Origin of the sequence: Curtobacterium sp. APC 4022 (assembly GCF_030407555.1) — a bacterium.
Lineage (GTDB): Bacteria > Actinomycetota > Actinomycetes > Actinomycetales > Microbacteriaceae > Curtobacterium.
Genome location: NZ_JASDDD010000002.1, coordinates 84,246 through 107,970, shown reverse-complemented (window position 1 = coordinate 107,970; position 23,725 = coordinate 84,246). Strand labels below are relative to the sequence as shown.

The 23,725-nt window shown below is 73.1% G+C and carries 24 protein-coding genes; 7 read left to right on the top strand and 17 right to left on the bottom strand.

Annotated features, from left to right (window positions below):
• Window positions 1-40: 40 nt before the first annotated feature.
• From QL987_RS00625 to QL987_RS00570, 12 genes are all read right to left on the bottom strand, one after another.
• Window positions 41-235, bottom strand: coding sequence for a hypothetical protein (locus QL987_RS00625; protein ID WP_111074027.1), 195 nt, complete (start codon window positions 233-235; stop codon window positions 41-43).
• A gap of 64 nt (window positions 236-299) precedes the next feature.
• Window positions 300-569 (bottom strand): hypothetical protein, encoded by a 270-nt coding sequence (locus tag QL987_RS00620; protein WP_221848997.1) that lies wholly within the window; start codon window positions 567-569, stop codon window positions 300-302.
• Window positions 570-603: 34 nt separating this feature from the next.
• On the bottom strand, window positions 604-2,226 hold the full coding sequence (locus tag QL987_RS00615; RefSeq protein WP_290155734.1) for a serine/threonine-protein kinase: 1,623 nt from the start codon (window positions 2,224-2,226) through the stop codon (window positions 604-606).
• A gap of 45 nt (window positions 2,227-2,271) precedes the next feature.
• Entirely contained in the window at window positions 2,272-3,126 is an 855-nt protein-coding gene (locus QL987_RS00610; RefSeq protein WP_290155733.1) for a phosphatase PAP2 family protein, read from the bottom strand.
• Window positions 3,127-3,172: 46 nt separating this feature from the next.
• Window positions 3,173-4,858, bottom strand: coding sequence for a bifunctional 3'-5' exonuclease/DNA polymerase (locus QL987_RS00605; RefSeq protein WP_290155729.1), 1,686 nt, complete (start codon window positions 4,856-4,858; stop codon window positions 3,173-3,175).
• Window positions 4,859-4,952: 94 nt separating this feature from the next.
• Window positions 4,953-5,147: a multidrug transporter gene (locus tag QL987_RS00600; RefSeq protein WP_110824332.1), complete on the bottom strand. Its 195-nt coding sequence runs from the start codon at window positions 5,145-5,147 to the stop codon at window positions 4,953-4,955.
• A complete protein-coding gene (locus QL987_RS00595) occupies window positions 5,144-5,938 on the bottom strand; it encodes a hypothetical protein (protein ID WP_290155725.1) in 795 nt (264 codons plus the stop codon). The genes QL987_RS00600 and QL987_RS00595 overlap by 4 nt, the downstream gene beginning before the upstream one ends.
• Entirely contained in the window at window positions 5,935-6,843 is a 909-nt protein-coding gene (locus tag QL987_RS00590) for a carbohydrate ABC transporter permease (RefSeq protein WP_181439155.1), read from the bottom strand. The genes QL987_RS00595 and QL987_RS00590 overlap by 4 nt, the downstream gene beginning before the upstream one ends.
• A complete protein-coding gene (locus QL987_RS00585) occupies window positions 6,840-7,799 on the bottom strand; it encodes a sugar ABC transporter permease (protein ID WP_290155719.1) in 960 nt (319 codons plus the stop codon). Before QL987_RS00585 ends, QL987_RS00590 begins: the two co-directional genes overlap by 4 nt.
• Window positions 7,800-7,908: 109 nt before the next feature.
• Window positions 7,909-9,219: a sugar ABC transporter substrate-binding protein gene (locus tag QL987_RS00580; protein WP_111074034.1), complete on the bottom strand. Its 1,311-nt coding sequence runs from the start codon at window positions 9,217-9,219 to the stop codon at window positions 7,909-7,911.
• Window positions 9,216-10,457, bottom strand: a complete 1,242-nt coding sequence (locus QL987_RS00575) for a Gfo/Idh/MocA family oxidoreductase (RefSeq protein ID WP_290155716.1) — start codon at window positions 10,455-10,457, stop codon at window positions 9,216-9,218. Before QL987_RS00575 ends, QL987_RS00580 begins: the two co-directional genes overlap by 4 nt.
• 228 nt (window positions 10,458-10,685) lie before the next feature.
• Entirely contained in the window at window positions 10,686-11,474 is a 789-nt protein-coding gene (locus QL987_RS00570; RefSeq protein ID WP_111074036.1) for a DeoR/GlpR family DNA-binding transcription regulator, read from the bottom strand.
• Between the two features lie 132 nt (window positions 11,475-11,606).
• On the opposite strand from QL987_RS00570, the gene QL987_RS00565 reads away from it, so the two are divergent.
• The 5 genes from QL987_RS00565 to QL987_RS00545 are packed head-to-tail and all read left to right on the top strand — an operon-like array spanning window position 11,607 to window position 16,348.
• Window positions 11,607-12,485 (top strand): SIS domain-containing protein, encoded by an 879-nt coding sequence (locus QL987_RS00565; RefSeq protein WP_111074037.1) that lies wholly within the window; start codon window positions 11,607-11,609, stop codon window positions 12,483-12,485.
• On the top strand, window positions 12,485-13,447 hold the full coding sequence (locus QL987_RS00560; protein WP_290155711.1) for an ROK family protein: 963 nt from the start codon (window positions 12,485-12,487) through the stop codon (window positions 13,445-13,447). The genes QL987_RS00565 and QL987_RS00560 overlap by 1 nt, the downstream gene beginning before the upstream one ends.
• On the top strand, window positions 13,444-14,571 hold the full coding sequence (locus QL987_RS00555) for an amidohydrolase family protein (RefSeq protein WP_290155708.1): 1,128 nt from the start codon (window positions 13,444-13,446) through the stop codon (window positions 14,569-14,571). The genes QL987_RS00560 and QL987_RS00555 overlap by 4 nt, the downstream gene beginning before the upstream one ends.
• Complete coding sequence (locus QL987_RS00550) at window positions 14,568-15,515, top strand: PfkB family carbohydrate kinase (RefSeq protein ID WP_290155705.1); 948 nt, start codon at window positions 14,568-14,570, stop codon at window positions 15,513-15,515. The genes QL987_RS00555 and QL987_RS00550 overlap by 4 nt, the downstream gene beginning before the upstream one ends.
• The gene (locus QL987_RS00545; RefSeq protein ID WP_290155702.1) at window positions 15,512-16,348 is read left to right on the top strand and encodes a class II fructose-bisphosphate aldolase; all 837 of its coding nucleotides are present in this window, start codon (window positions 15,512-15,514) and stop codon (window positions 16,346-16,348) included. Before QL987_RS00550 ends, QL987_RS00545 begins: the two co-directional genes overlap by 4 nt.
• Window positions 16,349-16,357: 9 nt before the next feature.
• On the opposite strand, the gene QL987_RS00540 is transcribed toward QL987_RS00545, so the two are convergent.
• The 3 genes from QL987_RS00540 to QL987_RS00530 form a co-directional block, all read right to left on the bottom strand.
• Window positions 16,358-18,697, bottom strand: a complete 2,340-nt coding sequence (locus tag QL987_RS00540) for a S8 family serine peptidase (protein ID WP_290155699.1) — start codon at window positions 18,695-18,697, stop codon at window positions 16,358-16,360.
• Between the two features lie 141 nt (window positions 18,698-18,838).
• Window positions 18,839-20,227, bottom strand: a complete 1,389-nt coding sequence (locus QL987_RS00535; protein ID WP_290155696.1) for an L-serine ammonia-lyase — start codon at window positions 20,225-20,227, stop codon at window positions 18,839-18,841.
• Window positions 20,228-20,291: 64 nt separating this feature from the next.
• Window positions 20,292-20,963, bottom strand: coding sequence for a response regulator transcription factor (locus QL987_RS00530; protein WP_290155693.1), 672 nt, complete (start codon window positions 20,961-20,963; stop codon window positions 20,292-20,294).
• A gap of 134 nt (window positions 20,964-21,097) precedes the next feature.
• On the opposite strand from QL987_RS00530, the gene QL987_RS00525 reads away from it, so the two are divergent.
• Window positions 21,098-21,373, top strand: coding sequence for a GlsB/YeaQ/YmgE family stress response membrane protein (locus QL987_RS00525; protein WP_111074045.1), 276 nt, complete (start codon window positions 21,098-21,100; stop codon window positions 21,371-21,373).
• Between the two features lie 102 nt (window positions 21,374-21,475).
• On the opposite strand, the gene QL987_RS00520 is transcribed toward QL987_RS00525, so the two are convergent.
• Both QL987_RS00520 and QL987_RS00515 read right to left on the bottom strand, forming a co-directional pair.
• Window positions 21,476-21,670, bottom strand: a complete 195-nt coding sequence (locus QL987_RS00520; RefSeq protein ID WP_111074046.1) for a PspC domain-containing protein — start codon at window positions 21,668-21,670, stop codon at window positions 21,476-21,478.
• Window positions 21,671-21,805: 135 nt separating this feature from the next.
• The gene (locus tag QL987_RS00515) at window positions 21,806-22,744 is read right to left on the bottom strand and encodes an NADP-dependent oxidoreductase (protein WP_290155690.1); all 939 of its coding nucleotides are present in this window, start codon (window positions 22,742-22,744) and stop codon (window positions 21,806-21,808) included.
• Window positions 22,745-22,844: 100 nt separating this feature from the next.
• On the opposite strand from QL987_RS00515, the gene QL987_RS00510 reads away from it, so the two are divergent.
• Window positions 22,845-23,663, top strand: a complete 819-nt coding sequence (locus QL987_RS00510) for a shikimate 5-dehydrogenase (RefSeq protein ID WP_290155688.1) — start codon at window positions 22,845-22,847, stop codon at window positions 23,661-23,663.
• Window positions 23,664-23,725 lie beyond the last annotated feature (62 nt).

Genomic DNA, 23,725 nt, shown 5'->3' with positions numbered 1-23,725 from the left:
ACAGAAAACTGACCAGACACCACGGGCCGCGACGCTGCGTTCAGTCGCAGTCAGGAGCCGCGATCCGGTCGGTCGGCATCGCGGCCGCCGCGGGGTCCGCCGTGCCACCGGACACGACCTCGAACTGGATCCCGAGCACTGCCGGGTCCTCGTCGAGCTCGAGACCGTCGCCGGTGACCTGTTCCTCGGGGATGGCGAGACCCTTCGACGGGTCGAACGCGCTGCTCATCGACATCCGACGAGCATGCACGGCAGACCCGGGAGTCCCCGCAACGTCGCCTGTCCAGCCGTCGAGCTGACTAGCCGTCGAGGTCGTCCGCATGCAGCCGGTCGCCGGGCTGCGGGCGCCGGAACACCGGGCCGCCGCCGGCCTCGTCCTCGTCGTCGTGCCGGACCGGGGAGTCCGCCGGGTCACCGGTCGCGTCCGCTCCGCTGACGTCGGCTCCGGACGGCTCGGAGCCCGAGGCCGTCCCGCGGGACTCCTCCACCTCGAGTTCGTCCTGGTCGGAGCCGTCCACGGGGACGTCGCTGCCCGGCTGCTGGGGATCGAACGGTGCGCTCATCGACATGGCTCGAGTGTGCTCCGCCGAGGTGAACGACAGGTCAGCCTGCGGGCTTGTTCTGCCCCGGAGCGTCGCCGGACTTGCCGGGACCGGTCCCGCCGCCAGCACCCGGGCCCTGCCGCGAGGTGGTGTCGACCCCGGTGTCCAGCGGGTCCTGCACCGGCAGGGTCGTGTCGTTGCCCGGCACCGGGTCGGTCGTCGGCAGTTGGTCGGTCGGGTCGCTCGACTCGTCCGTGGGCTCGGAGGGCTCGTCGGACGGCTGCTCCTGCGCCGGCTCGGAGGGCTGCTGGGACGGCTGCTCGGCCGGCTGGCTCGGCTGCTGCTGCGCCGGCTCGCTCGACTCGTCGGACGGCTCCGAGCTCGGCTGATCGTCGGTCGGTGCGGTCTGCTGCGTCGACTCGGTCGGGTTCGGCGTGCTGCTGTCGTCACGGTTGAACGCGAGGGCCGCCACGACGATGCCGGCGACCACGAGGACCGCCAGGACGATCAGCGGCAGCACCCATCGCTTCCGCCGAGGCTCGTCGGGGTCGGTCGCGAGCGGCCGGGCCGGGGTGGCGGTGCCACCGGAGCGCCCACCGCCGCCGGAGCCCGGACCTGCCGCTGCGGCTCCGGGCGTGCCGAGGATCGTGGTCGCCACGTCGTCGTCCGCGCTCCGCGACGGCTGGGACTGGGCCGACAGTCGGCGCGTGGCGTCGTCCGGACGGGAGGCACCGCTCACCGGCATCTGACGCGTCGCCGCGTCCGCGGGGTCACCTCCGGCAGCGGCAGCTGCCGCGGCGGCACCGGCCACCCCGGCACCTGCGGCGGCGCGCGTGACGGCCCCCGGGCCTCCCGGCAGGAGCTGCGTGGCGGGCGCGACGTCGTCCCGGCCGAGTGCGCGGAGGCGTGCTGCGGCCTCGGTGGCGGACGGGCGGTCTCCCGGGTGCTGCGCCGTCATGACGTGGAGCAGCGTGCGCCACGCCGTCGGCAGGTGCTGGTCGATCTCCGGCGCTCGGGCGAGTCGGGCGGTGGCGGCCTCGACCGCGCTGCCCGGGAACGCCTGCTTGCCGGTGAGGGCCTCGAGGAGCATCAGACCCAGCGCGTACACGTCGGCCTCGCCGGTGACGGGCTGGCCGAGGACCTGCTCCGGCGCCAGGTACGCGGCGGTGCCGATGACGGTGCCGGTCCCGGTGACGCGGGCGGCGTCGCGGAGCAGCGCGATGCCGAAGTCGGCGAGCTTGACGTGCTCGCCGTCCTGCTCGAGCAGGACGTTCGCGGGCTTCACGTCGCGGTGCACGATGCCCTGCGCGTGCACGGCGGCCAGGCCCTCGGCGACCTGGGCGCCCACGCGGGCGGTGGTCGTCGGGTCGAGCGGCCCCTCGCGCAGCCGGGTGGCGAGGTCGCTGCCCGGGACGAGCTCCATGACGAGGAACGAGTCGCCGTCGTCGGTGTCGAGGGCCGCGTCGAACAGGGTGACGAGGTTCGGGCTGCGGAGGCCGGCGAGCACGTGGATCTCGGCCTCGGCGCGCGCACGTTCGCCGTGGTCGACGGGTCCGATGCGGAAGAGCTTGACCGCGACCTCGCGTCCGAGCTGCTCGTCGACGGCGCGGTACACCGATGCCATCCCCCCGTGCCCGAGGGTCCCGGTCACCCGGTACCTGCCGCCGATCAGCCGTTCTTCCATGCGGGGAAACCTACCGGGCCGACCTGACGAGGGCGCGCAGCCGCGTCACGACGGGGTCGGCTCGGCGCCTCGGTGCAGCGCCGTCAGGTACAGCCGGTGCGCCGTGATGACGAGCGCCAGCCACGCCAGCCCGAGCGCCCACGCCGCCAGCACGTCGGTGGTCCAGTGGTGCCCGAGGAACACCCGCGAGACCCCGACCGACAGCACGAACAGCGTCCCGACGACGATCGTCCAGACCCGGGTCACCACACGGCTCTGCCGGAGGAGCAGCAGGTACACGATCGTGCCGACGACGACGGTCGCGTTGAGGGTGTGCCCGGACGGGAACGACGGCGAGTGCTCGAACGGCGGGACGGCGTCGGACAGCGGCGGCCGGGCGCGGCCGATGAGGTCCTTGCCGGCGATCGTCATGGCGAGGGAGCCGGCACTCGCGGCGACGAGGAGCACGAGCGGCGTCCACGCCCGGCGTTGGATCGTCAGGCCGACCAGGAACAGCACGGCGACGATCGGCATCCCGATGGTGCCGGCGATGTCGGTCCACCACGTCACGCCCTGGTCGAGCGCCGGGGTGCGGTGCGCGATCATCCAGTCGAGCACGGGCCGGTCGAGCACGGCGACGTCGTCGGACTCGCGGACGGCGTCGTAGACCTCGGACGCCACCCACGTCGCGACCGCGGCGATGCCGATCCCGATGAGCAGGGTGACGAGCAGCAGCGGCAGCGCTCCGAAGCGGCGGCCGAGGGCGGCCCACGAGTCGGCGATCGTCCGGCCGGCACGGGTGCGCCAGCGGGTGAGGTCGACGTCGCCGACGGTCCGGTCGACGCGCTCGCGCTCGGCGCCGCCGATCGCGGGTGCGCGGCCGGTCACGGGTGGGCGACCGTCGGCGTGGTGCTGTTCCATCCGACCACCCTGCCCGTCCGCGGCTGTGCGGGGACGGCCGGGGTGGCTACTTCGCCTGGTCGTACGACCGGACCACCGCGACCGTCAGCGGGAAGGTGACCGGGAACCCGCCGAACATGATCCGCCCGGCGTCGACCGCCGCGGCCCGCACCTGCTCGGCAACCCACTCGGCGTCGGCGGCCGGCGCGTGCACCACGAGTTCGTCGTGCACGAAGAAGACCATCTGCGGGCCCGCGGTGACCGGTCCGTCCGTCCGCGCGGCCAGCCGGGTGCGCAGGCCGCCCATCCAGGACAGCGCCCACTCGGCCGCTGTCCCCTGCACCACGAAGTTCCGCGTGAACCGCCCCCAGCTCCGCGCTCGGGACTCGACGGCCCGCTGCATCGCCGGAGCGCCGTCCACCGAGTACGCGCGGTTCCGGGCTTCGAACCAGGACTGCTCCGGCACCGGCGACGTCCGACCGAGCCGGGTGGTCACCGGTTCGCCCCGCTCCCCCGCCCGGGCCGCCTGCTCGACCAGGTCGAGTGCCCGCGGGAAGGCCCGGGCGAGCCGTGGGACGAACCGTCCGCCCTCGCCCTGGGTGGCGCCGTACATCGCGCCGAGCATCGCCATCTTCGCCTGCTGCCGGGTCTGCACCGCGCCCGAGGCCACGACCCCGTCGTACAGGTCCTGCCCGTCCCCGGCGGCGGCCATGTCGGTGTCGCCGGACATCGCCGCGAGCACCCTCGGTTCGAGCTGTGCCGCGTCCGCCACGACGAGCTCCCAGCCCGGGTCGGCGACCACCGCGCCGCGCACCTGCTTCGGCAGCTGCAGCGCGCCGCCGCCGTTCGCCGCCCAGCGTCCGGTGACGACCCCGCCGACGACGTACTCCGGGTGGAACCGGCCGTCCTGCACCCACTCGTCCAGCCACGTCCACCCGTTGGCGGTGAGCAGTCGGTAGAGGCGCTTGTACTCCAGCAGCGGTTCGATCGCCGGGTGCTCCAGTCGTTCGAGCTCCCACTTCCGGGTGCTGTCCACGACGAGTCCGGCCCGCCGCAGGGAGCGCAGGACGTCGGCGGGCGAGTCCGGGTTCAGGTCGGGGTCGTCGAGTCGCTGACGGAGGACGACGGCGAGCTCCTCGAGCTTCCGCGGCCGCACCCCGTACGGCACGCGCGGCCCGAGGGCGTCGGCGAGCAGCCGCTCGTGCACGTCGGTCCGCCAGGGCAGACCGGCGTGCTTGATCTCGGCGGCGACGAGTGCGCCGGCGGACTCCGCCGCCAGGAGCAGCCGCAGCGCTCCCGGCTCCGTCGCTCCCGCGACCGCTTCGAGTTGCGCACGCAGTTCGGCGACCGGGTCGAGGTCGTCGTCGGCCGGGGCGATCGTGAACAGGTCGTCGTCGAAGAGCGAGGCCTGCGTGACGGGCGCTGGTCGGGCCTCCGGAGCGGCGGCGGCGTCCCACGCACTGACCGGCGCCTGCGCGAGTGCGGACCCGCGGGTGGCGAGCGCGGTGCGGAGCAGACGGTGCCCGAGGCGCAGGTCGACGCAACGAGCCACGCGTCCGCCGGCCGCCAGCACGGCCGGGTACCAGCGGGCGGTGTCGGACCACACCCAGCGGACGCCGGGGCCGTCGTGCGCGGCGACGAAGGCCGGGAGGCCCGACTCGTCCAGGCGCGTCGGCTGACCGTCCGGCGCCCCCGCGTCCGTCAGCGGCGTCGCGGTGAGGCCGCCGTCGACACGGGCGAGGACGAGGTGCACGCCGTTGATTCTGCCGTGCGCCGCCGTCACCGGCGGACGCGGGCTCCGCGCAGTGGACGAAGGCGAGCTCGCCGGTGTCGGTGCAGGGAGGTGCTCAGTCGCCCGGTCGGACGGCCGCGCTGTCGGCGACGTCGATGCGCACGTCGCCGGACTCGGTCTCCTCGACCTCGACACGGGGTGCCTCGTCGTGCTCGTCCGACCCGGACATCCGGCGGAACGTGTCGTGGCGACGCTCCTCGAAGGTCATGTCGACGCCGTCGTCCAGGTGGTCTCGGTCGGGTGCGCTCATGTCCGGAACGGTACGCCGACCGGGGCGGTCCCGGTGCGCTCGGACCAGTGCCCGCCGGCCGCCCACCGCTCCTGGACGGCGTGCTGCAGTCGGCCGACGGGGACGGCCCGCCGTGCCGCGGCCAGGTCGGTGCCGAAGACGAACTTCGCCATCGACTCGTCACCCTCGTTGACCTCGTCGGGGTCGTCCGACTCCGGCAGCAGCGTGAACCGCGCCGCGAACCGCGCCGTGTTCGACGACGGTCCGAGGACGGCGGTGACCTCGGGATCGAGCAACCACGACGAGCACACGAACGTGTCGACCGCCAGGTCGGGGTCGAGCCGCCGGAGCACCGCGGGTGCCGCCGCGAAGGACCGGTCGCAGGCCGCCGGGTCGAGCGGACCCGCCTCCGGCACGTGCACGCCCCACGCGGGCGTCCCGTCCGGCAGGTGGGCGGCCCGCTCGAACTGGAGGCGCCCCACGGCCACCACACGACCGGTCGCGACCTGCGCCAACCAGTCCAGCCCGGTGCCGTCGAGCCCGTAGTGGTCGGTCTTCCGGTCCACGTCCGCGACGCTCGCGGCGGCGTCCTCGGCGCTGCAGCCGTGCGTGACCAGCCACCGCTCGGTGACCGGGAGCACCGCGCGGAGGGCGGTGAGCAGCGCCGCCTCCCGGCTCGCCGGGCCGACGTGCTGCACGGCCGCCTCGAGCGCCGGGGCCAGCCCGGCGGGCTCGTCCCGCGACCCGACGGCGGCGGTGAGGAGCGCGACGGGGTCGGGACGGGCCTCCCGGCCGACGGCTGCCGGACTCACTTGAGACCCGAGGAGGCGAGCCCGTCGATCACCCGGCGCTGGAGCACGATGAACATGATGAGCACCGGCGCCATCGCCATCAGGCTCGCGGCCATGAGCACGGGGTAGTTCACGGTCCGGTCGCTCGAGAGCGTCGCGAGCCCGGCGGCCAGCGGCATCGCCTCGGCGCGGGTGGACACCACCAGGGGCCAGAGGAGCTCGTTCCACGACCAGAGCACCGTGGTGATCGCGAGCACGCTCATCGACGGCCGGGCCAGGGGCAGCATGATCCGCCAGAACGTCTGGAACGGGTTCGCGCCGTCCATGCGCGCGGCCTCCTCGAGCTCGGCCGGCATGCTCAGGAACGCGGTCCGCATCAGGAAGGTGCCGAACGCGCTGAACAGGCCCGGCGCGACGATGCCGGCCAGGGTGTCGAGCCAGCCGAGGCCCTGCACGATCTGGTACTGCGAGATCAGGTACACCTGCGACGGCACCAGCAGGATCGACAGCACGATCCCCAGGATGAGTCCACGGCCCCGGAAGCGCATCCGCGCGAACGCGTACCCGGCCAGGGTGCAGAGCACGATCTGTGCTGCCGTGCGGATCAGGGTCACCCAGATCGACGTGCCGAGCTGGCTCAGGAAGGGCAGCCGCTCGAACACCTGCGCGAAGTTCTGCCACTGCAGCTGGCCCGGCCAGAACACCGGCGTGGGCGACGTCACCTGCGCGTTGGTGGACAGCGCCATGATGATCTGCCAGAGGAACGGGAACGCCATCACGAACCCGCCGACGCCGAGCACCACGTGGATCCACCAGTGGCTGCCGCCGCGGCGACCGGGACGGACCTGGCCACGGACACGGGTGCGGCTGGCGGCCTTGGTCGCCGCGGACAGCTTGCTGCCGTGCGCTTCGATGATGCCGGTCATGACTGCACCCACTTCTTCTGGACACGGAACTGGATGACCGTGATGATGCCGATGAGCAGGAAGATCACCATCGCGATCGCCGCCGCGAAGCCCTTGTCACCGTCGACGAACCCGGAGTTGTAGAAGTAGAAGACGAGGGACATCGTCTTCGGGATCACCGGGTTGAGGGGGCCCAGGATCGCGTAGAGCAGGTCGAACAGCTGGAAGCTCGAGATCGTCGTGACGATGAGCACGAAGAAGATGCTCGGGCTGAGCAGCGGCACGGTCAGCGAGCGGAACTGCCGCCACCGGCTGGCGCCGTCGAGCTCGGCTGCTTCGTACAGCTCCGGCGGGATGTCCTTGAGCCCGGCGCCGAGGATGATCATCGAGAAGCCGAGGGACGACCACAGGCCGACGAGCGAGACCGCGACGAGGGCGAAGCCCGGGGTGGAGATCCAGTACGGGCCGGCGATGCCGAACAGCCCGAGGAACGAGTTCACGATGCCGAAGTCGCCGTTGAACATGATGCGCCAGACCAGCGCGATCGCAGCGGGCATCGCCACGTAGGGCAGGAAGAACAGCACGCGGTAGAACTGGGCGAAGCGCAGGCCCGGGGTGTTCAGCAGGCTGGCGAGCCAGACCGCGATCGGGATGCCGAGCAGGACGATCACGGTGTAGACGATCGTGTTGAGCAGCGACTGGTACAGCTGCGGGTCCGCGATCAGGCGGGTGTAGTTCGCCAGCCCGGTGAAGCTCGAGCCGCCGAAGACGCCCCAGCTCGTGAACGAGTAGTAGAACGTCTGCAGGATCGGCCAGATGAAGAACGTGCCGACGCCGATGAGCAGCGGCAGGACGAACAGCCACGGCCAGAAGCCGTCGGTGCGCGGGGCCTGCGTCGGTCGCGAGCGGTCGGCGGGGCGTGTCTCGGGCGGTGGGGACGCCTCGGCGGCGTCGGGTCGCTGGGTGTGGATCGTCATCAGGTCGCTCCTCGGCCAGGGCGGTCGGATCGGGTGGTCCGGGCGGTGCGGATGGTGGACGTGCGACGGCCGGCCGGTCGGGCGGGGTGCCCGACCGGCCGGCTCGTCGTCACTCCTTGGCGAGTGCTGCGTCCATCTTCTGGGCGAGTTCCTTCGCGACCTGGTCGACCGGCTCCGAGCCGTCGAACGCGCTCGGGAGCAGGTTCGTCTCGAGGGTGTTCCACGCGGCGGTGTTCTTCGACACCGGCAGCGGCTTGGCGTACTCGACCGCGTCGAGGAAGACCTGCAGGTCGGCGTCCGGCATGGTCTTCGTGAAGGCGTCCTGCGTGCCCGTGTAGGCGGGGATGACCGCACCCATGTCGCCCTGCTGCTGCTGGGCGGGCTTGCTGGCCAGGTACGCCTGGAGTGCCTGCGCGGCGGCCTTGTCCTTCGAGCCCTCGGCGACGACGTTCGAGACGCCGTGGATGACCGTGGCCTGCTCCTTGCCCTTCGGCAGCGGGTAGGCGACGACGTCCTTCTCGATGTCGGAGCCGATCAGCGCGGAGCGGAACCAGCTGCCGCCCTGGTACATCGCGACCTTGCCGGAGGTGAACCACTGGTCTGCGGTGGTGTCGGTCAGCTGCTTGATCGAGGGCGAGGCGCCGGACTTGATGAGGTCGGTCCAGTAGGCCAGCCCGGCTTCGGCGGCCTTCGAGTCGTACTCCGACTTCTCGCCGTCGATGACCGAGCCGCCGGCCTGGAAGATCGTGTCGTAGTAGGTCGTCTGGCCGTCCATGCCGGCCGCGGCACCGTAGGCGCCGTCGGACTTCAGCTTCTGGGAGAGCTCGGCGCCGGTCTTCTGGAAGTCGCTCCAGGTCCAGTCCTTCGACGGCATGGGCACGCCGGCCTTCTCGAACAGGGCCTTGTTCATCCAGACGCCGATGGTGTCGAAGTCCTTCGGGACGCCGTACTGGGTGCCGTCGTACGTGTACAGCTTGTTGAGCGCTGCCGAGTAGTTGTCCGGGTCGATCGCACCGGACTTCACCTCGTCCGTGATCGGGGCGATCTTGCCGTTGGCTGCGTACAGCTGGAAGTTCGGGCCGTTCATCCAGAACAGGTCGGGCAGCGTGTTGCTCGAGCCCTGCGTCTGCAGCTTCGTGAAGTAGCTGGCGTACGGGGTGACGTCGACGTTGACCTTGATGTCGGGGTACTCCTCGTTGAACCCCTTGATGTTGGCCTTGATGGCCTTCACCTGGTTCTGGTCCCAGACGGCGTACGTCAGGTTCGCCTTGGTGTCCTTCGCGACCTCGCCGGAGCCGCCGGAGCTGCCGGAGGACGAGGTGCTGCAGCCGGCGAGCAGCGCGACGGCGCTGACAGCGGCGGCGAGACCGAGCAGTGCGCGGCGGCGGCCGTGGCCCGGGCGGGCGGTCGGAGCGGTCATCGGGTGGTCCTTTCGGGAACGTCGTCGCGGTCGGGAGTGGTCGCGAAGTGTCGGAGGGTGGCCTCGGGGAGGGGCGGCACGTCGATGGGGACCGAACCGTTGCGGAGCGAGCGGGTGGCGAGTGCCCCGGCGGCGACCGCGGCGCGGGCCGCGATCGGGGACAGGGTGGTGGGCTCGCCGAACGCCAGCGAGCGGAGGAACTCGGTCATGGTGAGCAGGTCGGCGTCGGCGTGCCCGTCCTCGACGCCGTCGATCAGGTACTCGACGTCCCCGGCGACGTCCCAGTTGCGGCGGTGGTTCCAGACCTTCACCACGCCACCGCCGGTGTCCCCGATGTTCTCGAGACGCCCGTGGGTCCCGATGACCGTGTAGTTCCGCCAGTAGTCGGGCGTGAAGTGGCACTGCTCGTAGCTGGCCTGCACGCCGTTCTCGAGCGTCATCATGACCATCGACACGTCCTCCACGTCGACGACGGGGTTCAGGCCGGTCTGCTCGGCGGGCGGCCAGTTGTCGAACGAGAACCAGTCGGTCATGAGCTCGTCGCTGCGGTCGCGACGGTCGGTGACGTCCCCGTAGACCGAGAGCGACCCCATGCCGACGACCCGGCTGGTGTAGGCACCGGCGAGGGCGTGCACGACGTCGAGGTCGTGGCTGGCCTTCTGCAGCAGGAGCGAGTTCACCCGACTGCGGTCGGCGTGCCAGTCCTTGAAGTAGTAGTCACCGCCGTTGCCGACGAAGTGGCGGACCCAGACGGCCTTCACCTCGCCGATCTCGCCGCGGGCGATCACGTCGCGCATCAGGCGGACGACGGCCGCGTGCCGGAAGTTGTGGCCGACGTAGAGCGGGGTGCCGGTCTCGGCGGCGGTGTTGAGGACCGCGTCGGCGTCCTCGACCGTGATGGCGAGGGGCTTCTCGAGGTAGACGGCGATGCCCGCACGGAGCAGGTCGATCGCGATCTCGGCGTGGGTCCAGTCCGGGGTGGTGACGATGGCGGCGTCCACGAGGTTCGGGGCGCCGTCGGTGCCGATCAGTGCGCGGTGGCCGTCGACCACCGTGGCGTCGGGCCAGGCCTCGGCGGCGCGCTGGCGGCCGGGTCCGGTGACGTCGGCTGCGGCCACGATCCGGGCGTCGACCCCGTCGGCGTCGAGTCCGGCGGCAGCGACGTGGTCCGCGATGTAGGACCGCTGGCCGATGCCGACCACGCCGACTCGGAGTGTGCGCGTGCTCGTGATGCTCATCTCGCTCCCTTGCGTGATTGTGACGCCCATGATGCCAAATCGATCATGAATGCACAATATGCGCTCACGGATCGCTCACGGAAGCGAGATACGAGGGTTTAACACGCCGGTAACGTGACGGCGCTCGGACGGGAGGCACGGGGTGCGTCCCCGGGGCCGGCCCGGCTGCCGACGCGGCTCGCCCGGGCACCCCGCGCAGGCTGACCCGCGCGGCGTGCGGTCCGGTGGTCAGTCGGCGACGACGAGCTCCACACCGGCGGCGGCCAGGTCCGCGACGAACGGGGCCGGGACGTCGCGGTCCGTGACGAGCACGTCGATGCGATCGAGCGGGCAGATCCGGGCGAAGGTGGAACGCTCGATCTTCGTCGAGTCGGCGACCACGATCACCCGACGCCCGACCGAGGCGAAGTGTCGACTGACCTCGGCCTCGCCCTCGTGCATGGTCGTGGCCCCGTACTGCCCGGTCAGCCCGTCGACGCCGAGCACGACGACGTCCAGGGCGAACTCGTCGAGCGTGTCCCGGACCAGCGGCCCGATCAACTCGTAGGACTGCCGGCGTGCGACACCGCCGGTCACCACGATCTTCACGTTCGCCCGGACCGACAGCTCGTACCCGATGTTCAGCGCGTTCGTGACGATCGTGATGCCGTACTCGCCGTCCGCGCGGATGAAGCGCTCGCTCTTGCCGAGCTCCCGCGCCACCTCGGTCGTGGTCGTCCCGCCGTTGAGGCCGACGGTGTCCCCGGGGGCCACGAGTGCGGCGGTCGCGCGGGCGATCGCGGTCTTCGCCTCGGCCTGCCGCGCGATCTTGTACTGCAGCGGCAGCTCGTACCCGGCGCCGAGGGCAGCGGCACCGCCGTGGGTCCGGGTGACCAGCCGCTGGTCGGCGAGGGTGGCGAGGTCGCGGCGGGCGGTCGCGGCGGAGATCCCGAGCTCGTCCCCGATCTCGGTGATCGAGACGTTGCCGCGGTCGCTCACCAACTCGAGGAGGGCGTTGAGCCTCTGCTGCGGGGTCATGGCGTCATCCTACGGGCGCTCCTCCGGCCCGTGGATGATCGGAAATGACGTTTTGCACTTGCATCGAGCACGATCGATCGTCATGCTGGCCGATATCCGATCACCAAGGATCGGTCCGACCGGAAGGACACCATGTCCGACACCTTCGTGGGCGACGAGCTGGCATCGCAGCCGGCCTCCTGGCGCTCCGCCGCGGCCCTGCTGCCCTCGTTCACCGACGTCCTGCCCCAGCCCGGCGAGCGCGTGGCCGTCATCGGCTGCGGCACGAGCTGGTTCATCGCGATGAGCTACGCCGTCGCCCGTGAGTCCGCCGGCCTCGGGCAGACCGACGCCTTCGCCGGCTCCGAGTACCCCGCCGACCGGCAGTACGACCGCGTCGTCACCATCTCGCGCTCCGGCACCACCACCGAGATCATCGACCTGCTCCGTGCCCTGCCGACCCAGCGCACCGTGCTCGTCACGGCCGTGCCGGACAGCCCCGCCGCCGCGGACGCCGACGACGTCGTCGCGCTGCCGTTCGCCGACGAGCGCTCGGTCGTGCAGACCCGCTTCGCCACCACCGCACTCGCACTGCTCCGTGCCTCTCTCGGCGAGGACGTCGAGGCCCTGGCCGTCCAGGCCGAGACCGCGCTGACGCTGCCGATCGACGACCTGCTCGACGCCGAGCAGGTCACGTTCGTCGGCCGTGGCCCCGCCGTGGGCCTGACGTTCGAAGCCGCCCTGAAGACCCGCGAGGCCGCACAGTTCTGGGCCGAGTCGTACCCGGCGATGGACTACCGCCACGGTCCGATCGCGATCGCACAGCCCGGCCGCCTGGTCTGGTCGCTCGGCCCTGTGCCGGACGGTCTGGCCGACGAGGTCGCCGCCACCGGTGCCCGCCTGGTGCACCACGACCTCGACCCGCTCGCCGGACTCGTCGTCGTGCACCGATTCGCCGTCGCCCTCGCCGAGCGCCGCGGTCTCGACCCGGACCACCCGCGCTCGCTCACCCGTTCGGTCATCCTCACCTGATGGCCGCGCGCGGGGCAGTGCTCGGGGTCGACGTCGGCGGCACGGGCATCAAGGCCCGACTGACCGGCACGGACGGACAGGTGCTCGACGAGCAGCGCGTCCCGACCCCGCGTGACGACCCCGCTGCGGAGTCCCTCGCCGTCGTCGTGGCCGAGCTCGCGGTGCACGCGCGCTCGGTCGCCCGACAGCAGGGGACGACCCTCGACGCCGTCGGCCTGGTCGTCCCCGGCGTGGTCGACGAGGCCGCCGGCCGCTCGGTGCTGTCGGTGAACCTCGGCTGGCAGGACGTCCCGGTCCGCCAGCGGGTCGCCGAGGCACTCCGGGCGACGGGCACCGACGTCCCCCTCGCCTTCGGCCACGACGTCCGCGCCGGAGCCCTCGCGGAGGTGCAGTCCGGTGGCCTCGACCACGGCACGGTCGCGTTCGTGCCGGTCGGCACCGGGCTCGCGAGCGCCCTGGTCGTCGACGGCCGGGTCGTCAGCGGTGACGGCTGGGCCGGCGAGATCGGCCAGGTGCGGATCCCCACCGGGCCGCACGCGGGCCTCCGGGTCGAGGAGGTCGCCTCGGCCGGTGCCGTCGCCCGCCGGAGCGGCGCCCCGTCCGCCCACGCCGCGATGCTCCGCGTCGTCGACGGCGACCCCGTCGCCCGACGGGCGTGGGACGAGTGCGTGGCCGTCCTCGCCGACGCGCTCGCCTGGCTGACGGCGACCGCCGGCTGCCACACCCTGGTCATCGGGGGCGGGCTCGCGCAGTCCGGCCCGCTCCTGCTCGACCCCCTCACCGTGGCCCTGGCCGACCGTCTGGTGGGCGTCCGCGTCCCGGCGCTCGTCGGCGCGCGGCACGGCGACGCTGCCGGTGCGATCGGCGCGGCCCTCCTCGCGCAGGGGCTGCTCGCCCGCGACCTGGAGCGCAACCACGACCTCGACCACGACCACGACCACCCGAGGGCGGTGTCGGCGTGACGACGCTCGTCCGCGCGCCCCGCGTCGTCACCGCCGCGGTCGACCTCGCCGACGGCTGGATCGCGGTCACCGACGGCCGGGTCGCCGCGCTCGGCACCGGCCCGGCTCCGGACCACGACGCCGTGGTCGAGGCACCCGGTACCGTCGTGCCGGGCTTCGTCGACCTCCACGCGCACGGCGCCCTCGGCCACGACTTCGCCTCGTGCTCGGCCGACGAGGCCCGCGCCGCCGTCGCCCACCACGCCGCCCGAGGGACGGCCCAGCTGGTCGCCTCGATCGCGACCGGCACGGTGCCGGACACGATCGCCGCGCTCCACCGGCTCCGCCCGCTGGTCGCCGACGGCACGCTCGCCGGGCTGCACCTCGAGGGCCCCTGGCTCGCCCCCGCACGCCGAGGCGCGCACGCCGCCGCCCTGCTGCACCCGCCGACCGCCGCCGAGGTCGAGCTCCTCGTCGACGCCGGCGGCCCCGCCCTCCGGATCGTCACGCTCGCCCCCGAACTCCCCGGCGCAGTCGACGCGGTCCGCCGACTCGTCGACGCCGGCGTGATCGCGGCGATCGGCCACACCGACGCCGACACCGAGCAGGTGCAGCGCGCGGTCGACGCCGGAGCGACCCTCGTCACCCACCTCTTCAACGGCATGCCGCCGCTGCACCACCGACAGCCTGGTCCGGTCGGGGTCGCCCTGACTGACGAGCGGCTGACCGTGGAGTGCATCGTCGACGGCCACCACCTCGACCCGGTCGCCGTCGGCCTGGTCCGCCGTGCCGCCGGCAGCCGCCTGGTGTTCGTCTCGGACGCGATGGCCGCCACCGGTTGCGCCGACGGGGCGTACCGGATCGCCGGCTCCGACGTCATGGTCGAAGGCGGCGTCGCGATGCTCGCCGACGGGTCCTCGCTCGCCGGCAGCACGATCACGGTCGGCGACGCCGTCGCCCGGGTCCTCGCCGCCGGTTCCTCCGCCAGCGCGGACCCCGGTGCCGTCCGGGAGGCGGTGGCCGCCTCGTCCGTGCACGCTGCGGCCCTGCTCGGCCTGCGTCCACCCCTGTCGGTCGGGTCCGCCGCCGACCTCGTCGTCCTCGACCCGGCGGGCCGCCCCACCGTCCTGGAGGTCCCCGCGTGATCGTCGTCGTCACCCCGAACCCCGCCGTCGACGTCACCTACCGCGTCGCCGAGCAGACCGTCGGGATCACCCAGCGTGTCCTGGAGGTCGTCCGTCGCCCGGGCGGGAAGGGCGTCAACGTCGCCCGGGTGCTCGCCGCCGCGGGCTCGACCACGACCTCGGTCCTGCCGCTCGGTGGGACGTCCGGGGCCTGGGTCGCCACTGCCCTGCAGCAGGACGGCCTGACGACCACGCCCGTGCCGGTCGGCGGCGACACGAGGACCACCGTCACCGTCGTCGACGACCACGCGCACCCGACCATGTACGGCGAGCCGGGGCCCGTCGTCTCGACGGACGAGTGGGCGGCCGTGACCGATGCCGTCCGGACCGCCCAGCGGCACGCGACCGCGCTCGTCGTCTCCGGGTCGCTCCCCCGTGGCACCGACCCCGGCGTGGTCTCGCCCTGGATCCGCGGCGCGGTCGACGCCGGGCTGCTCGTGGTCGCCGACCTGTCGGGTCCGGCGCTCCTCGGGGCCGCCGCCGCGGGCGCCACGGTCTGCAAGCCCAACCGCGAGGAACTGCTCGACGCCACGGGTGCGCCGGACGAACGCTCCGGTGCGCTCGACCTGCTCGCGCGCGGCGCCGGGGTCGTCGTCGTCTCCGCCGGCTCGTCGGGCATCACCGCGCACACCCGCGACGCCGTCGTGACCGTCCCCGCGGTGCCCGACGTGCACGGCAACCCCACGGGTGCCGGGGACGCGGCCACCGCCGGGCTCGTCCTCGCGCTGACGGCGTGGGGCCGCCGCCCGACCGCAACCCTCGCCCCAGCCGATCTCCGCCAGGCCCTGGTCGCCGCTGCCGCGTACGGCGCCGCCGCGGTCCTCCGCCCCGTCGCGGGCGAGGTCGACCTGGCCGCCGTCGACCGCTTCACCGCCCTGCTCGACCGAACCGGGAGCCCCACATGACCACCGCCCTCGCCCTCACCGGCCTCCTCGACTCCGCACGCACCGCCCGCCGCGGTGTCGGCGCGTTCAACGTCGTCCTGCTCGAGCACGCCGAGGCGATCGTCGCCGGCGCCGAGCGGGCCGGGCTGCCCGTGGTGCTGCAGGTCAGCGAGAACTGCATCCGCTACCACGGTGGCCTGACGCCCATCGTCACCGCGACCCAGGCCGTCGCCCGTGCCGCCGACGTCGAGGTGCTCGTGCACCTGGACCACATCGAGGACACCGCACTCGTGCACGCGGGCATCGACCTCGGCGTCGACTCGATCATGTACGACGGCTCGCACCTGGACTACGACGCCAACGTCACCGCGACGCGCGAGCTCGCCGACCGCTGCCACGCGGCGGGCATCGCGATCGAGGCCGAGCTCGGCGAGGTCGGCGGCAAGGACGGCGTGCACGCCCCCGGGGTCCGCACCGACCCGTCCGACGCCGCGGCGTTCGTCGCCGCGACCGGGGTCGACGCCCTGGCGGTCGCCGTCGGCACCTCGCACGCGATGCAGACGCGGGAGGCGTCGGTCGATCGCGACCTCGTGGGACGGCTGCGGGCCTCCGTGCCGGTGCCCCTGGTGCTGCACGGATCCTCCGGGCTGTCCGACGAGGAGCTGCGGGGCGCGGTCCGCGCCGGCATGACGAAGATCAACATCTCGACGCACCTCAACGGGCTGTTCACCCGCGCGCTGCGGGACGTGCTCGACGAGCGACCGGACCTGGTCGACCCGCGCCGGTACGTGTCGGCGGGACGGGACGCGGTCGCGGTCGAGACCGCTCGACTACTCACGCTGCTCGCCGGGTAGCCGACCGGCTCAGCCTCGGGTGTGGCTCGCCCAGAGCGCGGAGCGGCCCTTCCGGAGCACGACGTTGCCGTCCGACCCCATGCGCAGGGTCACCCCCGTGCCGCCCTTCCCGCCCGTACCGGTCGACCATCGCCGGTCGCCGAGGGGCCCGGCGAGCAGGAGGTCCCCGTTCGGCAGGAGCAGGAGGGACGCACCGGCGCCGCCACCCGCCTTGCGGAACACCGCGGTGCCGCGGACCGTGACGACGAGTTGTCCGTTCGAGCGGACGGCGAAGCGCCGGAGCCCGCTCGCGTCGTGGATCGCCTGGCCGGCGACGAGGGTGGCACCGGGGACGAGCTGGTCCGTACCGGGAGCACCGTTGCGCCAGAGGAGCGCACCGTCGCGCGCGGTGACCCGCACGTCGCCGGTGTCGTCGACGGTCAGGCGAGCGCCGCCGGACGCGGTGCGGGCCGACGTCGACCAGAGGACCGTGCCCGACGGTGCGACCACCGCGAGCACCCCGCTCGCATCGAGGCGCAGGACGGCGCCGTCGGCCGAGCCGGTGCTCCGCCAGAGACGGCGCCCGTTGCCCCACTCGACGAGCGAGCCGTCGGCCTGCAGGTCCAGCCAGTACTGCCCGGACGGCGAGTGGATCGAGGTCCCGGCGGGGACGGTCCGGTTCCCCGAGGCGATCGCGGTCGCGGTCGCCCCGGCCGCGGCGGCCGTCGTCGTCGGTGCCGTGCAGTCCTTCGCCGTCGGGAGCAGCCGTCCGAGAGCCGACCAGTTCGGCGAGCCGAGACCGGTCGCCGCGTCCCACCCGCGGGCCGCCCGGGCCGTGCCGTTGCTGCCGGTGACGACGTCACGGAACGCAGCCGGGTTCCGGTACAGGGCCTGGTGCACGTCACCGACGCCGACGGCGCACCCGCGGGCGGTCAGCGCGACGGCGAGCTGTCCGGCGAGCACCGGGGACGCCAGGCTGGTGCCGCCGCCGAGCACGAACCCGTGTGCGGTCGACAGGTACACGCCGAGTCCCCTCGCCGGGTCGGCGAGTGCGGCGACGTCGGGCAGCTGGCGCTTCGTGCCGCTGGTCCCCGTCCCGGTCTGCCACGAGGGTCGGGCGTAGGCGCTCGAGGTCCCGCCACCACCGGCACCGAGGGTGTTCGACCAGCCGGCCTCGGTCCAGCCGGTCTTCGTCTTCGTGAGCGAGGTGCCGCCGACGCCGACGACCGCGGGCGAGGACGCCGGGTACGACACGTCGCGGATGGTCGTCCTCGGGCCGGTCGGGCAGCGTGCGCCGTCGTCACCGGTGGCGGCGAAGACCGTCGCGCCGGCGGCGACGATCCGGGACAGGGCGGCGTCGAGGGCGGCCCGGGCGTCCGCCGGGGTCCGGGTCTCGCAGCTGCCCCAGGAGATGCTGACGGCGGTGATGCCGGCGCTCCGGACCTCGTCCGCGATCCGGCTGTACGCGTCGTAGCTGCCCTGGAACGAGTTGTCGGTGACGTACACCCGCTGCCGGGCGCCGGGCGCGACGGCGAGCAGGGCCTGCTGGTCGATCGCGACCTCGGTCTCGCCCTGGGAGCCGTCGCCGACGTGCGGGTCCACGCCGTCGACCGCGATCTGGTCGAGCGCGGGCAGCGGACGCCCGCTCGCGACGGCGTAGGCGCTGAGGTCGTTGCGGTCCCACCCGGAGAACTGCACGGTGGCGATCGTCGCTCCGGCACCCGCCGTTGCCGAGCCCGTGGACCGGTACGCACCGGCGAGGTCGGCGGACGCGTACCCGGCGGGGACGGCGGCGTGCGCCAGGGCCGGACGGGTGTCGAGGCCGAGCACCGAGACGACCACGCCACCGAAGGACTGCGGGACGGCCGGTGCGGTGGTCGGGTGCATGCCGTCACCGGTGCCGACCAGGGTGATGCCGAAGAGCGCCTCGGCCTGGGCGGCGGTGCCGTGCGCCTCGACCTCCCACGTGTCGGTGTCGGTCACGGTGAAGCCGGCGCCGGTCAGCACCGATCGCGTGCGCGACGTGGCGTCGTCGGCGGGGGCCACGGCCTCCACCGCGTCCGCGCGCTGCTCGGCGGTGTCGCCGGTGGTCGCCGTGGGCAGGGCGGCGAGGGCGGCCGGGTCCGTCGGACGGAGGACCAGCGTCAGGTCGACCGGGGCGTCACCGGGCGTCGCGCCGACGGTGGGGTCGGCCGGTGCGGGGACGCCGGCGGCGGCCGGCACCGCGGTTGCGGGGGCGACCGGTGCGGGCGTGGCGGCGACGGGCGCGGTCGCCGCGGGCAGCGCCTGCGCCGGCAGGCCCGTGCCGGTGACGGCGAGCGCCACGGCCACGGCGGTCGCGGCGAGGAGGGTCGGGGTACGGCGTGGCATCGGCGATCGCTTCCGGGGATCCGGGACGACGACCGTCCCTGGCCGTCGGTCCGGGGTGCCGGACGGTGCACAGTACCCCGGCGCTCCCCGCCCGCCGCAGCCCCAGTTCCGGGGCCGCAGCTCGGTGCGGGGTCGTCCGCGTCAGCAGAGCGGGACGTTCACCGCGAGACCGCCCATCGCGGTCTCCTTGTACTTGTGCGACATGTCGGCGCCGGTCTGCCGCATCGTCTCGACGACCTGGTCGAGGGAGACGTGGTGCACGCCGTCCCCGCGCAGTGCCATCCGGGCGGCGTTCACGGCCTTGTTCGCCGCGATCGCGTTCCGTTCGATGCACGGGATCTGCACCAGGCCGCCGATCGGGTCGCACGTCAGGCCGAGGTTGTGCTCCATCGCGATCTCGGCGGCGTTCTCGACCTGCTCCGGGGTGCCGCCGAGCAGTTCGGCGAGCCCGGCCGCCGCCATCGAGGCGGCCGAGCCGACCTCACCCTGGCAGCCGACCTCGGCGCCGGAGATGGAGGCCCGCTCCTTGTAGATCGAGCCGACGGCGCCTGCGGTGAGCAGGAACCGGACGATCGCGTCGTCCCGGCGGTCCGGGGTGATCGTCGGCACGTAGGTGAGCGCGTAGAAGAGGACGGCCGGGATGATGCCGGCGGCGCCGTTCGTCGGGGCGGTGACGACGCGGCCTCCGGAGGCGTTCTCCTCGTTGACCGCCATCGCGGTGAGGTTCGTCCACTCCATCGCGAAGAGCGGGTCGTGCCCGGGGTCGTCGCGGGTGAGCTGCTCGAACCAGTCGGCGGCGCGGCGTCGGACCTCGAGGCCGCCCGGCAGCGTGCCGGTGCGACGGACGCTGCGGTCGACGCAGTCCTCCATCACGGCGTGGATGCGGAGCAGGCGGTCGCGGACCTCGGCCTCGGTGCGGGTCGCGGTCTCGTTGGCGAGGGCGACGCCGCTGACCGGGAGGCCCGTGGTCGCGCAGGCCGCCAACAGCTCGGCCCCGCTGGAGAACGGGTGGGGCACCGCGTCGGTCTCGACCGGGATCGCGGTGCCGGCGACGTCCTCGCCCGGCTCCTCGTCACCGTCACGGGCGATGAACCCGCCGCCGATCGAGTAGTAGGTCTCGACGGCGGTCTCGGTGCCGGTCGCGTCGAAGCTCCGCAGGCGCATGGCGTTCGGGTGCCGCGGCAGCATGGTCAGTGGGTGCAGGACGATGTCGCCGAGCCGGAACGCCACGGTCGGGCCGTCCGCCAGGGTCAGGCGGCCGGTGGACTCCAGGGCGTCGAGTGCCGCCGTCATCACGTCGGGGTCGACGTCCTCGGGCCGGTGGCCCATCAGACCGATCGCGACTGCGCCGAGTGTGCCGTGCCCGTGCCCCGTCGAGGCGAGCGAGCCGTAGAGGTCGACGCGGATGCTCGTGACCGGCAGGTCGGCGACCCGTTCGGCGAAGTCGACGCCGGCGCGCATCGGGCCCACCGTGTGGGAACTCGACGGCCCCACACCGATGCTGAACAGATCGAAGACGGAGACCGGCACGACGTCGAGCCTACGCCGTCCGGACGGCAGGCTCAGTGGCCTGGTCGGGCCTGCCACCAGTGGATCAGGGCCCGCCGAGCCAGTGGTCGATCCGGTGGTGATCCGGGCTGAACCCGTTCGCGACGCCCCAGAGCACCGCCTGGGTGCGGCTGTCGGACCCGATCTTGCGGTAGACGGAACGGATGTGTGACTTCACGGTGTTCGGGCTGAGGTAGGTCAGCTGAGCGACCTCCGCGTTGCTCTTGCCCTGGGTGATGAGCGCGAGGACCTCGGACTCGCGATCGGTGATGCCGACGCCCTTGCCCGGCCAGTCCAGGCCGTCGGCGCTCGGGGCGCGACGTCCGGCGCGGCTGACCACGACCTCGCCGGCAGCGATCCGCTCGAGCGCGTCCACCAGGTCGGCGGCACCCAGCGTCTTCGACAGGTACCCGTGCACCCCCTCCGCGAGCGCTGCGTCGACGAGCTCCTGTTGGAGGTTCCAGGTGTAGACGACGACATGCCGCGCTCGTGGGTTCGCGACCAGTGCGGCGATCTCGAGCTGGTCGGACTCCGGCTGCGCGAACGAGTCGTAGAGCACGATGTCGATCGAGTCGTCGAGCGCTGCGTTGGCGTCGATCTCGGCCACGACGATCCGGTCGCGGTACGCGTCGAACATGTGCGCGAGGCCCTTGAGGACGACGTCGTAGTCGTCGACGAGCGTCACGAGGAGCGGAGTGGGGGGAGCGTCGACCGGCATGGGGCCACCTTTCCACCCCAAGGGGTGAGACGGAACACCCTTGGGGGTGGAAGGGTTGTCGACGTCACCCGATCGGGTGACGGACGCGCTCGGCCCTTCTACCGGTCGTGCAGAACGCACCAAGGAGTCAGCCCATGCTCGGTCTCATCCTCAGCCTCATCATCGTCGGCCTCATCGCCGGCGCACTCGCCCGCCTCATCGTCCCCGGCAAGCAGGACATCAGCCTCGTGATGACGATCGTGCTCGGCATCGTCGGCTCGTTCGTCGGTGGCTTCCTCGGCTTCTTGATCTTCCAGCACGACCCGATGGACGGCTTCTTCCAGCCGGCCGGCATCATCGGCTCCATCATCGGCGCGATCATCGTGCTGCTTCTCTACACGCGCTTCGCCGGTGGCCGCAGCCGCCGCTGAGTGCCTGAACGACGAACAGGGTCCGGATGCGATGCGTCCGGACCCTGTTCGTCGTTCCCGGCGCGTCCGCACGGTGGCACGGACCCGCGGGAGCGGGCGGGATCAGCGCCTCCCGCCCTGCGTCGGCATCACGATCCAGAGCACGACGTAGGCGATCCAGAGCGGCCCGGGGAACAGGCTGAGCAGGACCCAGAGCACGCGGACGGCCGTGCGGGACCAGCCGAAACGGTCGGCGATGCCGGCACAGACCCCGGCGAGCAGGCGACCGGAGCGGGGGCGGTGGAGTGTGTTCGTCATGTCCTCGACGCTACGGGTCGAGGCTGCGCGGCGGCATCCGGCCAGGCCCCCACTCCGGGGTGGGGACAACCCCACCGACACGGGACGAGCCTGCCGGACGGTGGTCGGGCCTCCCGGCCGGACTGACCCGCCGTCCTACGGCAGCAGGACGATCTTGCCGCGGGTGTGGCGCTCCTCGAGCTGGGCGTAGGCGTCCTGCACCGCGTCGAGCGGGAAGGTGGCGGCGATCGGGACCTCGACGGAGCCGTCGGCGACCATGTTCGCCAGCGCCGACAGGATCTCGGGGTCGGCCGTGTCCGCGCTGCCCGACGCCTTGGCGCCAACCTCGGCCGCGGCCTCGAAGGCGATGACGGTCTCGATGCGGTCGGCCGGGACGCCGAGTGTGATGCCGAGGTGCACGTACTCGGCGCCGAAGGTGTCGATGACGGCGTCGATGCCGTTCGTGGCGAGCTCGCGGATGCGGTCCTCCAGCCCGTCGCCGTACGCGACCGGGCGGGCGTTCTTGGACTGCAGCCACTCGTGGTTGGACTCGGAGGCGATCGCGATGACGTCGATGCCCTCGTTCGTCAGCAGCTGGGTGACGAAGGAGCCGACACCACCGGCGGCACCGGAGACGACGACGGTCTCGCCGGCGCGGGGGTCGACGGCGCGGACAGCGGCTGCGGCGGTGGTCGCGGCGACATCGAGGCCACCGGCGGCCTCCCACGACAGCAGGCGGGGCTTCGGGACGAGCTGGCCGGCGGGGACGGAGACGTACTCCGCCTGGCTCGAGCGCTCCCACGACCAGCCGAGGACCTCGTCGCCCTCCTCGAACCCGTCGACGTCGAGGCCGATCGCGGCGACCGTGCCGGCGAGGTCGGTGCCCTGGCCGGAGGGCAGCTTCTCGGGGTCGTGGTCGTCGACGACACCCTGGCGGATGGCGGACTCGCCGGGGTTGATGCCGGCGGCGCGGACCTTCACGAGCACGCGGCCGGGCTCGACCTCGGGAACGGGGACCTCGGCGACGTGCAGGACGGAACGGTCGCCCCACTCCTCGAAGCGGACGGCGCGCATGGTGTCAGGGAGAGCAGTCATCCCCGCAGACGGTACGCCAGGCCGGCGACGGTCGCCGCACTCCACGCTGACCGCGTCGGTATGGACCGCTCCATCGCACCGCTCGTGGGAGACTGACGACATGCCCATCCTCCACAAGGACATGCAGCTGTGCATCTCGCTGGCCGCCCGTCCGAGCAACATCGGCACCCGGTTCCACAACTTCCTCTACGACGAGCTCGGGCTGGACTACGTCTACAAGGCGTTCACCACGACGGACCTGCCCGGGGCGGTCGCCGGCATCCGCGCGCTCGGCATCCGCGGCTGCTCGGTGTCGATGCCCTTCAAGGAGGACGTGATCGCACTCGTCGACGAGCTCGAGGAGTCCGCCGCCGCGATCCGCTCCGTCAACACGATCGTCAACGACGCCGGGGTCCTGACCGCGTCGAACACCGACTACGAAGCCGTCGACGCCCTGCTCGACTCGCACGGGGTCGACCGCGACGCCCGGGTGCTGCTCCGGGGCTCGGGCGGCATGGCGAAGGCGGTCACGGCGGCGTTCCGTGGGGCCGGGTTCGCGCACCTCACCGTCGTCGCCCGCAACGAGGCGACCGGCAGCGCCCTGGCGGACCAGTACGGGTACGCGTGGGTCGGTGCCGAGGAGCAGGCCGGCGACGCCGACGTCCTGGTCAACGTCACCCCGCTCGGCATGCGCGGCGACCAGGAGGACGCGCTGTCCTTCGCCCCGGACCGCATCACCGCGGCGGGCACGGTGTTCGACGTCGTCGCGTTCCCGTCCGAGACCCCGCTCGTCCGGGCCGGCCGCGACGCCGGTGCGCACGTCATCACGGGTGCCGAGGTCATCGCGCTGCAGGCAGCCCGCCAGTTCGAGCGGTACACGGGCGTCGCCCTGACGGCGGACCAGGTCGCGCGCGCGAGCGCGTTCTCCCGCCAGGAGTAGGCGCGGCGGCAGCGCCGAGACGCCGCCGCTTGCGCGAGACGCCGCCACTTCCGGCGGCGTCT

What these genes read in the sequence shown, in the direction of transcription:
- QL987_RS00625 (WP_111074027.1), bottom strand. Translation starts at nt 235, where the DNA reads ATGTCGATGAGCAGCGCGTTCGACCCGTCGAAGGGTCTCGCCATCCCC.
- QL987_RS00620 (WP_221848997.1), bottom strand. Translation starts at nt 569, where the DNA reads ATGTCGATGAGCGCACCGTTCGATCCCCAGCAGCCGGGCAGCGACGTC.
- QL987_RS00615 (WP_290155734.1), bottom strand. Translation starts at nt 2,226, where the DNA reads ATGGAAGAACGGCTGATCGGCGGCAGGTACCGGGTGACCGGGACCCTC.
- QL987_RS00610 (WP_290155733.1), bottom strand. Translation starts at nt 3,126, where the DNA reads ATGGAACAGCACCACGCCGACGGTCGCCCACCCGTGACCGGCCGCGCA.
- QL987_RS00600 (WP_110824332.1), bottom strand. Translation starts at nt 5,147, where the DNA reads ATGAGCGCACCCGACCGAGACCACCTGGACGACGGCGTCGACATGACC.
- QL987_RS00590 (WP_181439155.1), bottom strand. Translation starts at nt 6,843, where the DNA reads ATGACCGGCATCATCGAAGCGCACGGCAGCAAGCTGTCCGCGGCGACC.
- QL987_RS00585 (WP_290155719.1), bottom strand. Translation starts at nt 7,799, where the DNA reads ATGACGATCCACACCCAGCGACCCGACGCCGCCGAGGCGTCCCCACCG.
- QL987_RS00580 (WP_111074034.1), bottom strand. Translation starts at nt 9,219, where the DNA reads ATGACCGCTCCGACCGCCCGCCCGGGCCACGGCCGCCGCCGCGCACTG.
- QL987_RS00575 (WP_290155716.1), bottom strand. Translation starts at nt 10,457, where the DNA reads ATGAGCATCACGAGCACGCGCACACTCCGAGTCGGCGTGGTCGGCATC.
- QL987_RS00570 (WP_111074036.1), bottom strand. Translation starts at nt 11,474, where the DNA reads ATGACCCCGCAGCAGAGGCTCAACGCCCTCCTCGAGTTGGTGAGCGAC.
- QL987_RS00565 (WP_111074037.1), top strand. Translation starts at nt 11,607, where the DNA reads ATGTCCGACACCTTCGTGGGCGACGAGCTGGCATCGCAGCCGGCCTCC.
- QL987_RS00560 (WP_290155711.1), top strand. Translation starts at nt 12,485, where the DNA reads ATGGCCGCGCGCGGGGCAGTGCTCGGGGTCGACGTCGGCGGCACGGGC.
- QL987_RS00545 (WP_290155702.1), top strand. Translation starts at nt 15,512, where the DNA reads ATGACCACCGCCCTCGCCCTCACCGGCCTCCTCGACTCCGCACGCACC.
- QL987_RS00540 (WP_290155699.1), bottom strand. Translation starts at nt 18,697, where the DNA reads ATGCCACGCCGTACCCCGACCCTCCTCGCCGCGACCGCCGTGGCCGTG.
- QL987_RS00530 (WP_290155693.1), bottom strand. Translation starts at nt 20,963, where the DNA reads ATGCCGGTCGACGCTCCCCCCACTCCGCTCCTCGTGACGCTCGTCGAC.
- QL987_RS00525 (WP_111074045.1), top strand. Translation starts at nt 21,098, where the DNA reads ATGCTCGGTCTCATCCTCAGCCTCATCATCGTCGGCCTCATCGCCGGC.
- QL987_RS00520 (WP_111074046.1), bottom strand. Translation starts at nt 21,670, where the DNA reads ATGACGAACACACTCCACCGCCCCCGCTCCGGTCGCCTGCTCGCCGGG.
- QL987_RS00515 (WP_290155690.1), bottom strand. Translation starts at nt 22,744, where the DNA reads ATGACTGCTCTCCCTGACACCATGCGCGCCGTCCGCTTCGAGGAGTGG.
- QL987_RS00510 (WP_290155688.1), top strand. Translation starts at nt 22,845, where the DNA reads ATGCCCATCCTCCACAAGGACATGCAGCTGTGCATCTCGCTGGCCGCC.